Source organism: Polyangium sp. 15x6 (genome assembly GCF_029960785.1).
Taxonomy (GTDB): domain Bacteria; phylum Myxococcota_A; class Polyangia; order Polyangiales; family Polyangiaceae; genus Polyangium.
In genome coordinates, this window is record NZ_JASBQE010000185.1 from 1 (window position 1) to 10096 (window position 10096).

6 protein-coding genes and 1 pseudogene are annotated in these 10096 nt (G+C 65.7%); 4 read left to right on the forward strand and 3 right to left on the reverse strand.

The window, feature by feature from the left end:
* The coding region (locus QHF83_RS51900) for a hypothetical protein (RefSeq protein WP_282425618.1) at positions 1 to 224 on the forward strand (224 nt) is incomplete at its 5' end.
* Between the two features lie 168 nt (positions 225 to 392).
* On the opposite strand, the gene QHF83_RS51905 is transcribed toward QHF83_RS51900, so the two are convergent.
* Both QHF83_RS51905 and QHF83_RS51910 read right to left on the reverse strand, forming a co-directional pair.
* On the reverse strand, positions 393 to 656 hold the full coding sequence (locus tag QHF83_RS51905; RefSeq protein ID WP_282425619.1) for a DUF4236 domain-containing protein: 264 nt from the start codon (positions 654 to 656) through the stop codon (positions 393 to 395).
* A gap of 12 nt (positions 657 to 668) precedes the next feature.
* Positions 669 to 2696, reverse strand: a complete 2028-nt coding sequence (locus QHF83_RS51910; protein ID WP_282425620.1) for a DUF4365 domain-containing protein — start codon at positions 2694 to 2696, stop codon at positions 669 to 671.
* Positions 2697 to 3318: 622 nt separating this feature from the next.
* Here QHF83_RS51910 and QHF83_RS51915 point away from each other — a divergent pair.
* Complete coding sequence (locus tag QHF83_RS51915; protein ID WP_282425621.1) at positions 3319 to 3882, forward strand: hypothetical protein; 564 nt, start codon at positions 3319 to 3321, stop codon at positions 3880 to 3882.
* 626 nt (positions 3883 to 4508) lie between these two features.
* Positions 4509 to 5351 carry a hypothetical protein gene (locus tag QHF83_RS51920; protein WP_282425622.1) on the forward strand — a complete coding sequence of 281 codons (843 nt, stop codon included), beginning with the start codon at positions 4509 to 4511 and terminating at the stop codon, positions 5349 to 5351.
* Positions 5352 to 5788: 437 nt separating this feature from the next.
* Here QHF83_RS51920 and QHF83_RS51925 read toward each other — a convergent pair whose 3' ends face one another.
* Positions 5789 to 6625 (reverse strand): lipase family protein, encoded by an 837-nt coding sequence (locus QHF83_RS51925; RefSeq protein WP_282425623.1) that lies wholly within the window; start codon positions 6623 to 6625, stop codon positions 5789 to 5791.
* An 837-nt stretch (positions 6626 to 7462) separates the two neighbouring features.
* On the opposite strand from QHF83_RS51925, the pseudogene QHF83_RS51930 reads away from it, so the two are divergent.
* Positions 7463 to 10096: pseudogene (locus QHF83_RS51930) on the forward strand (hypothetical protein); the annotation flags it as partial.

Here is a 10096-nt window from a genome sequence, read left to right on the forward strand (position 1 = left end):
ATTGTGCGGCTGCGACGAACCCGCCGAGCGCACGCCGGCGCGGCGAGCATGCGCGTGCCGCGCACGTGGCGCCTGCCATGGGCGCGGATGGTCGTCCAGACGGTGGTGGGCGAGGACTTACGCTCATCCTGGGCGCGGGCGACGTGGACGGCTTGCTGGAGCTCTTCGAGGTGGCGATCGGCTCCGGTGAGCTTTCCGAGGACACCGGGGCGGTGCGCTTGTAGGGCGTGGAGGGCGGCGGCTTCGCGGTGGTTTTGTCGGTATGGCTGCGGGGGTGGGGGCGATGCGGCGACGCGGTGCCAGTCCCAGGGGGACCACCCCTCGTGGTGAAGCGTGGTCAGGGCGCGGATGTGCTGTTCGTGGAGCTGGACGTCGTGGCGGTTCGGGTCGAATTAGGGGGCGTGGCTCGGGTCGTGCTGGACCGCGAGCATCTGCTGGTACTGCGCGCCGGCCGAGGAGCCGACGCGCTGGGCGGTGCCGAGGTTCTGGCTCCAATGGAGGCCGGTGCCGGGGAGGCCGAAGTGGGCGCGGGAGCCGGCAGGGCCGGTGCTGACGCGGAAGCCGGGGACGCCCCAGGATGCGCCGATGCCGCGGGAGCTCAGGTTGACGCGGAAACCTCCATGGATCTTGATGGATTTGCGGAAGCGGAGGGACATTGTGATAACATCCTAAAAAGTGGCAGCAGGATCGGATCCGGCGGGCTCACGAGCAGTGCAGCCATCGCACCATATGCTCTTGAACGTACCGATGATTGACCTCCAGTTGGTGCTCGGTTCGAAAGAGGAAACTTGTCGAAGTTCACAGTGGCACAACTTCTCAGGCGCTTGAATGAACGGATCATGCAGATTCCTGGGATCTTCGAGCATGCGAAGATGACGGCACCATGTAAGCCGCTGGCGAGCGGTTTCGCGCTCGCACTTCGCCGCATCGAGTGCCACCTTGCTCCGGCTGAGCGGAATCTGGAGCATGACGCACGCATCTTGCGCCTGCCTCTCGAGGACCTCATCAGATAGCGCTGCCATCGTTGCATCGAAATTTTCGACGAGCGCCGCCGTAGCCTCTGCCACGAACTTTGAGGTAACACGATTCCCTTTCGCCATGTCGGCCGCGATTCGTTCAACGTCCCGATACCGCAATGCGGCCGCCTTTCGTCGAACAAGATTGGCAATTTCTTTGGCTCGCTCAACATTCCCCCTCATATCCTCCAGCTCGGCCTCGTTCAATTGTGCTCTCAGCTCAAATTCGTAGAGGCCAAGCCTTGATGCCATTTCGGCAGTCTTGCGTACCCTATCAAGAAAGGCGTCATGCACCGTGGGCGGATCTTGCTCCAGAACTGCTGCCGTCATGTGGAGCTGAGAAAGAATCATTATATCACACAAATCCCTCCCAATACACGCTTCGCAGTAAAGCGAAGCATTGGCAGTGTCGCGAATCGCGTCTACGTGCTTATTCAGTCCCTCCCGCCATTGCTCCAGCCGAGCCTGCTCCCGAGGAATCACTACACTCGGCGGCTCACTGTGAATGCGTTGCCACAACCAAGGGTCTTTGCTGTGCCGCATCACGTTTAGAAGGCGCTCGCATGCATCGCCCGAATCTATAAAAAATCGCAAGAGTCGAGCGTAGAGCTTGCCGCTTTCTGGCATGGTGGCAAGTGCTTCTGCTCTATCGATCGATTTCCGAAGTTGAAGTTCGGCCTCAGCGAATGCCTGTGTCCCAACTGCTTCGGAGCGTAGTATCCAGTGGTGTAGCACATCATATTGGACGGCGAGATACTCAGGGGCAGAATCTCGCCATTGTTTCGATTTGTTGGTAAATTCTGCTGTCGTAAGTTGCCCCATGGCCATCTCGATCGCATTGGCGAGAAACAGCGCAAACTGCTGATCGTCGTTTGAGAGACGATCCATCGAGAGCAATGCCTCCCTCACTGGTGCATCGGCTCGGAGGTAGTTGCGGTTGGAAAATTCCGCAAAACTACGAACCAAGAGCAATCTGGGTGCGCGCTCGAAGTCATCGTGGCCTAGAAGGGCTGCAAGTTCGAGAACCTTCTGTGGGAAACCTGCCGAAATCAGAGCCATTCCGTCTTGCTCGAGAACTCGGGCAGCAGCGTTTGCAGTTTGGATGGTCAGATTGCCAGGTTGGATCTGAAGCCGAGCGGCAGCCTGAGGTGCCAAAGGGGTAAGGTAATCGTGAAGCTGCCGGTGAAGCCTTGCCTCCTCCAAGACCTTGCGATGGATCTCGTCAAGCGCGGTGGCGTCCAGCACGCGGCCGAATCGAAGACTTACGTGGCCCTGCTTCATCCAATCCGGCGTGGCTGTCAGGATCCGCTTGAGTTCATCGCGAGCAAAGGCGAAGCGGATCTCCTTGGTTTCGGCGATATACAGGAGGTAAATTGGGCAGAGCCCGTTGAGCATGTAATTGAGATTCGCGGTCGGCATAGGCACCGAATACGAACCGTCTTGATTTATGGTAAGTCCTGAACGCGCCTTTAGCTGAAGTTGTGATCGAAAGTTCGTTCCCTTTCCGTCGATCCTCAACTCTAGGGACGCGTCGACCCCGAGGTCCGTTTCACGCTCGTCTCGCAGCACGAAACGCTCCGGTGGCAGTAAGCCTCGCAACGCTGCGAGGCTGGCTTGTTCGAGCACAGAGTTGTTATCTGCATCGGGAAGTGGCCCAAGATCGAGCTTCTGAGCGGACATGAAAGACCTTCTGGCGTAGTTCGGGTTTGGATGCTCCCTACCACATTCTCGGGAGATTTGGCGATGTGTTTGTGGCGCGCGCAAGGGCCCCCCGGCGACGGGGCCGGCCTCGCGGCGAAATCTTCCCCGGCCTTTTAGGGCGGGGACTGCGCTCGACATCGTATTTCCGCCGCCCCCGCATCAGGGGGGGTCAGAGTGGCGGAAACCAAGGCGGCGGAAACACGTCGCGGCGTGCTGCTCGGCGAGCGTCGCGAGGCTCGACGCGAGGGCGTCGCCGAGGGGTTCGGCGGAGCCGCACGTTGCCGCGGGGGTCGAGGTCGAGGCGGGCGATCCCGCCGAGGTCGAGGGCGACGAGGAGGCCGGGGCCGCGTCGAGGGCCTCGCGCTCGGCGAGCTCGGCGCGCGCAAGGGGCCTGGGGCCCCTCGGCGAGCCGGCCGGGCCTCGGCGAAAATCTTCCCCGAGGTCGAGGCGCCCCGACCGCGCTTGACGTCGTACTTCCGCCACCGATTCCGCCTCCTTCATTTCCGCCACCTCGGCCTCCGGATCCTGGAGGAGCGCCGTGGGGGCGCGGCATCGAAAGAAACGGGTTGTTCGCCCGAGGCGCGAAGGTACTCTGCACTCCGTGGCGATCGAAGCGGGTGCGATCGCGGAGGCGCTCGCGCTCCTCCGCTCCGAAGGGGCTCTTGGTGAGGCCCTCGCCACATTTCGCGCCCCGGAGCTCTCGGCGTTCTCGGGGCTCGACCGAGTGCTCCTCTTCGCGGCGTGGGCAACCGAGAGGCTCGTCGGCGCCGTCCGCGACGCACGGAGGGTCGAGATCGTCGCGCGCGACGCGGACGGCTTGCTCCTCCGCGCGCCGGAGAGGAACCCGTTCGTCGTCGTGCCGAGCAATCTTGTCGCGCCGTGGAACGAGGTCTCGCGCTTCACGATCACGGGAACAAGCGTCGATCCGGTGGCGTACCTGCGCCTATTCGTGCAGAACGGGCGTCTCGGCGCCGACGACAACGACGTGCTCGTTCGTGAAGCGACCTCCGCCCTCGCCCGTGACCTCGGACCGCCTTCGCAGTGGGAGGTGCTTGCTTTGACCTCGCCGATGCTCGAGGACGCTTACTGCTGCGCCTACGAGGCGTGCGTCTTCGTCGGGGCCGGGAGCGCCGTTTTCCTCGCGGTGGGTATGGTGTGCGGCTAGCGGTGACAAGCAGGCCGGAGGAGCGAGCATTTGTCGTCCGTTTCCGTGGGATCCGCCGCGGTCATCATGGGCCCGCGCCGTGGTCGATGCGTGGCGCGCTCGGGGGAAGATCAGCGCGGTGCCGGACCTCGACGCCGGCCGCCTTGACGCCAGCCGCGAGCGCATCGAGCAACGCTCCTCGGCGAGCGTCGTGAGGCTCGACGCGAGGGCCTCGCCGAGGGGTTCGGCGGAGCCGCACGTTGCCGCGGGGGCCGGCGTCGAGGCGGGTGATCGCGGCGTGGTCGAGGGCGACGGCGAGGCCGGGCGGCGTCGCGGGGCCGGAGCTCGGCGCGCGTAAGGGGTCGAGGGCCCCTCGGCGGGCCGGCTGGCCCTCGGCGGAGATCTTTTTTGAGTTCTCGACGCCTCGACCGCGCTGCCTGCCGCGAGGTCCACCATGAGGTCCTGTTTGGCTCACAGGAGTTCTTGACTGGACGTAATCCTCATGCTTGTTTGTGATACGCTGTGCTCAAATGAATTACGGAGACAGAACCCAAGTGAAAATTACCACTGATACAGTTACGTCGCTCCTGCGCTCGCTCTCGCCCCTTCTTTACGCACTGCTTGTTGGCGCGCTCACGAGCGGGTGCATGGTCGAGCCGGAAATCGGGTCGGAGGAGATCGTCGACGAGGCGGAGGAGGCGCTGACCGGTTTCAGCTCCTTCACGGCGCAGAGCACGACCAACTGGACCGGCACCTCGATATCGCCCGCCGCCGGGGAGGTATGCTTCCTCAGCGGAGTGGCAGGCAATCTCAACCAAGGCGACTGGTTCGGCGGTCCTAACAGCATGAAAGCAACGGCCCGCGTGACGACGAGCACGCTCTTTGCGCACGGAGGCGCAGTCACGGATCAGAACAACAATCGAGTCCCGTACAATAATCTCGTCAAAGCCAACGCGGCGTGCCTCCCCAGCACCGCCGTTGGAAGCAGCATTTGGTCGAGTAATACGAGTGGTACTTCCGCTCCAGTCTGGATCACCGCTCTGGGCACCAGCCTGCGGCAATGCTTCCTTAGCGGCGTGACCGGCGTCGATGGCTCGTGGAACAGCGCCACCAGATTCGCGCGCGTCGTCAAGGTAACGACGACGGATGCCACTCACTCGACGACCGGATGGTATATCGAGGGCAACCTCATCGACGATTACAGCGGCTCGCACGCTACCATCTCGGCCACGTGCGTGGACTTCCCGACAGGAACGGTGTTCGCGTCGGGCATGGTGTATGCCACCGAGGACGGGAGCACGAGTGTACCCATCGGGGGGGCCTTGGGCAACCCCGTCGTCAAGGGATGCGCCCTCACCGAGATCAATGGCGCGTTCAATGTGAACGACGTGAGTCAAGGCATCTTGATAACGGCTCCCAGCGTCGATACCGGGTCCTGGATAATGACCGTCACCAACAACAGGTTGGGCAAGTGGGTGTGCGCGAAGTAAGGCACCGCCCGCTGGGGAATCGTGGGTAACTCTCCCGCCGATCAGGGCCAAGCCCGACGGCGCTCGTGTACGCTCGGCTCCTCTCGCTCCTGGTGACCGCGCTCGACGTCGTATTTCCGCCGCACCCGCATCCGGGGGGGGCCGAGTGGCGGAAATGAAGGCGGCGGAATCGCCTCGCGGCGAGCTCCTCGGCGAGCGGCACGGGGCTCGAGGGCCCTCGGCGAGCCGGCCGGCCCTCGGCGAAAATCTTCCCCGACGTCGAGGCGCCCCGACCGCGCTCGACCACGTGATCGCGGCGGTCCTGCATGGGAGCGGGTGCGTCACGACGTACCCCCGAGGGCATCGAGGCGGCGCGGCTCTCGACGTGCTCCTCGTGCTCGCCGGCCTCGGGCATCGAGGCGGACGGCGCGGGCCTGCTCGCTGCTAGACCGCGGCCTTCAACCCGACATGCACGAGTCGAAATTGGGGTTGATCGGTGCCTTGGGATTGAAGATGGCGTACGAGTAGGAGCAGCAGGCGTTATGCTTGTTCGCTTCTTTCCCGTCGTACACCGCGGTGAAGTCGACCTCGGTACCCACGTGCACATAGGACCCCGGAGGGCTCTTGGGGACCGAGTCGGCGGTATTGACGAGCCGGTACGTGGTGATCTTCAGGTCCGTGTAATACGAGGCGAACGCCGCGTTTCCCACGCGAGGGCTGGCCTGGTTGTACATCTGGACCGATAGATCGAGCGATCTTGCCAGCGGCACCGCGAGCGTGGCCAGCGCCGAGCCGAGGCTGTGGCCGGTCACCGTGAGCGTCCCCTTCAAGGACGCGAGCTCGTCTTTCAAGCTCTCGAGCAGGCCGTTATACACTGCGTAAAAACCGGTCTCGACCTGCACGCCGCTCGGAGGAGCCGAGGTAGGCGCGGCATAGTCCGTGAGCTTGTACTCGCTGTCCATGCCGAAATCGGCCCCCGACTGAGAGCCCCGGAAGACGAGGTACTTCTTGCCCTTGTATGTGGCAACGAAACAGAAGGGTTCAGTCTTGCTGTTGCCGTACTGGAATGTGCTCCAAATGAGGTTGCCGAACTCGACGTCCTCCACCTTGTAGAGATCGCGCGTCACGGGGCACTGGTTGGCCGGCTTCCACGAGAAATCGGAGGGCGCGGGTTTATTCGCGGCGAGCCACTGCGCACACATATCGGAGGCGACGTTGACGAGGAACGAGCAGATCTGGGCGGTCGTCAGATCGTAGCCTTCGGGCAGGTTGATGCCGTTGTCGGACGCGGACATATTTCCTTCTCCTCTTCGGGTGAATCGGAGAAAAAGTTTCGTCCACGACGGCGGGCTGGGCCAACATAAGCATCCCTATTTCCGCCTCGCTCGCGCACCGCAAGATGGGGGTTTTATGCGCGCCTCTGAACAAAAATCTTCTCCGAGGTCGAGGCGCTCCGACCGCGCTCGAGAGCCTATGTCCGCCGCACCCGCACCCGGGGGGACTCGAAGTGGCGGAAATGAAGGACGGCCCTCGACGTCGAGGTGCCCCCGTCGCGCTCGTCGTGTCGAGGGCCGCGAGCTCGGCGCGTCGAGTCCCTCGAGAGGCCCTCGCCGCGCTCTTCATTTCCGCCACTCCGACCCCCCCGCAGCAGGGCTGAGTATTGGTCTCTTCTTGGGGCCGCCGTGCCGGGGCTCTGCCCCGGACCCCGCGGGGGCTGTTCGCCCCTCGACCCGAACCAGCGCAAGCGCTGGACTCGGGATGGAAGAACTGCGCGATGCGCAGTTCTTCCACCAGGCCGGTGCAAGACCAGGGACAGCGTTGCCGATCGAAAGGTCGGCGCGGCTGTCTTGTTTGGCAGGATCGTCGCTGGTCTTGACTCGGCCTGTTCGATGAACTGCGCATCGCGCAGTTCATCGATAAACGGTCCAGCGCTTGCGCTGGTCCGGGTCCCGGGGCGGATAGCCCCGGGTGGGGCCTGGGGCAACGCCCCAGCGAAGCGCCTCCCAGATGAGACCAATGCTCAGCCAGCGGGTGCGGCGGAAATACGACGTCAAGAACGGACGGAGCAAAATGGAGGCCCGTGTGACAAACCTGTTGTCGAGGACGTCCCGTGGACGATAGGCTTCCTGGTTATGTTACCGTTTTTCCCATCATTCTTCGGTCAGAGAGGCAGGCGACCCTCGCTGAGCCTCCTCTCTTCTCTTTCCACCCTCGTACCCCTCACCCTCGGCGCAGCGCTCCTCTCGTCGTGCGCCGACCGGCCCGGGACGGCGGACGCGCCTGCCGCGGCGGACCGCGGGCCGGGGCTCTCGCTGCCCGGCGCCGAGCCCAGAACGCCCGCCGACCCCCTCTACCTGACCGTAGGGCCCGAGATCGGCCTCGACGCGCCGGTCCTGGGAGACGTCGACGGCGTGAAGCAAGCCCCGGCGATCGCTTACGGCGGCGGGCAGTACCTCGTCGTATGGGAGGACTCGCGGGAGGCTTTCGCGGGGGAGGGCACGATCAACGTCCCCCTCTACGCCGCGCGCGTGGCGCTGGACGGGACGCCGCTCGATTCGCCGGCCTTCCGCATCGGCCGGGGGAGCAAGCCGGCCGTCGCCTCCGACGGCTCGGGCTTCCTCGTGACCTTCGCGGGCGCTCCCGGCGCCGCCTGCAACCAGTGCGGCGTCCGCCTGGACGCGAGTGGCGCGATCCTCGACGCCACCCCCCTCACGATCGCCGCGACAGGCTCGCTCGGCCCCCCGCCGGCCCTCGCCTGGAACGGCGCCGCTTATCAGGCTGTGTGGCCCTGCGCCAACAACAGCCACGTCTGCGCCGCGCAGATCACGCCGGCCGGCGTCGTCGGGCCCATGGTCACGGTGCCCATCGAGCTCAACCCCTACCCTGCCCGCCCCCTCCGCCCCCTGCGCGTGGCCTCCGACGGCACGGGCTCCCTGGTGCTCGGCTGGAGCCAAGGATTCGAGCTCAGCGCCATCCGCCTCGACGCGCAGGGCGCGCCCGTCGAGGCAGCGCCGTTCCCCGTTGGGCCGATCAGCTCCAATTCGTACACCGACGACCTCGCCCTCACCTTCGATGGGACGAACTACGTGGCGGCCTGGTCGGTGGAGGACTTCGCGCAGAGCGTTGGCGTTGTCTCCGCCGCCCGCGTCACGAGCGCCGGGGCCGTGCTCGACCCTGGCGGGGTCGTCCTCGATCTGCTGTGGCCGGGGGAGCCGGGCACCCATCTCGCCGCCGCCTCCCACGGCGGCGTCACCACCGTGTTCTGGCGGGTGTGGACGGAAACGGACGATTTCACGCCGCTGCGCGCCGCGCGGCTGAGCTCGGGTGGTGTCCCCCTCGACGCCGCTCCGCTCGACGTCGGGAAAGGGCGGGATCTCGCGGCGACGGCCAGCGGCGACGAGGCGCTGCTGATCTTCGCGGACGGGCTGTTCGACTACGAACTCATCCACACGAACCTGCGCGCGAGGCGCGTCGCGGCGGACGGCACGCTGCCGGCGCCGCCGAGCCGCGTCGCCACCGGCATGAACGGGCAGCAAGGACCCGCGCTCGCCTTCGACGGGACGAATTACTTCGCCGTCTGGACCGACACGCGCGCGGGCGGGATGGGCGGCGTGTTCGGCGCGCGGGTCGCGCCGGACGGCCAGGTCCTCGATCCCAATGGCATCGAGGTCGTGCCTGGCATTCCGAGCGTGCCTGGCGATACGGGCTTGTACCGGTATGCGTACCGCGTCGGCTTCGACGGGACGAATTTCATCGTGTTATCGGAGACGACCGATTACCACCCTCAAGGGTGCGGCGGCTGGTCCACCGTCACCCGGGTGAGCCCGGGGGGAGCGGTGCTCGGCGAAGTCGGCCTGTTCGGGGTCGCTTGCACGACGTTCAAGATGGCGAACAGTCCTGCCGGCTCGTTGTTCGTCGCTTTCGACGAATACGTCTCCTTCACCGCGGTCGCGGCGTTCCTGAATGACCAGGGCGTGGTGAGCGGGCCGTTCACCATCGATCTCCCGGACGTCTCCTCCGTTCCCGTGGCGTTCTCGTTCGACGGCACGAATCACCTCGCGACGTACGGGATGGGCCCGGGCCTGGGCCTGGGCGGGGCGCGGATGAGCCCCTCGGGTATGCTGGTGGACACGGCACTCTTCCCCATCGCGTCGTCCAGCGCGCCCCTTGTCGAGGGCCCGGTGGCGGCCGTCTTCGACGGGCAGAACCACGTGGTGGTGTGGGTCTCGAAGGACGGCGGCGGCGCCCACGCCCTGCGCGGCGCGCGCGTCAGCCCCGCCGGGACCGTGCTGGATCCGGACGGGTTCGTGATCGCGCCGATCGTGAATGGGTGCGGCGACTCCCAGCCGAAGGCTTTCCCCTCGGCTGCATTCGACGGGCAGCACATCGTGGTGACCTGGCGCGAGCGCGAGGCCACGGCAGCGGGGTGCGAGGTGGCGCTGCGCGGCGTGGAGCTGAGCCCCGCGGGCATGGTCGAGCCGGTGTTCACGGTGGCGCCTCCGGGGTTGGACACCCGCGCGACGGCGCTGGCCTCGGACGGCGCGGGCAAGACGCTGGCGCTCTACAGCCGGTTCATGCTGGGCGCGCCGTTCGACAGCTACCGAGTTCGTGGCCGCATCCTCGGTGAAATGGGTGGCAGCGGCGGCGCAGGCGGCGCTGGTGGTAGCGGCGGCGAAGGGGGCAGCGGCGGCGCAGGCGGCGCAGGCGGCGCAGGCGGCAGCGGCGGCGCAGGCGGCGCAGGCGGCGCAGGCGGCGATGGCGGCAGC

What these genes read in the sequence shown, in the direction of transcription:
- QHF83_RS51920 (WP_282425622.1), top strand. Translation starts at nt 4,509, where the DNA reads ATGGTCGAGCCGGAAATCGGGTCGGAGGAGATCGTCGACGAGGCGGAG.
- QHF83_RS51910 (WP_282425620.1), bottom strand. Translation starts at nt 2,696, where the DNA reads ATGTCCGCTCAGAAGCTCGATCTTGGGCCACTTCCCGATGCAGATAAC.
- QHF83_RS51905 (WP_282425619.1), bottom strand. Translation starts at nt 656, where the DNA reads ATGTCCCTCCGCTTCCGCAAATCCATCAAGATCCATGGAGGTTTCCGC.
- QHF83_RS51925 (WP_282425623.1), bottom strand. Translation starts at nt 6,625, where the DNA reads ATGTCCGCGTCCGACAACGGCATCAACCTGCCCGAAGGCTACGATCTG.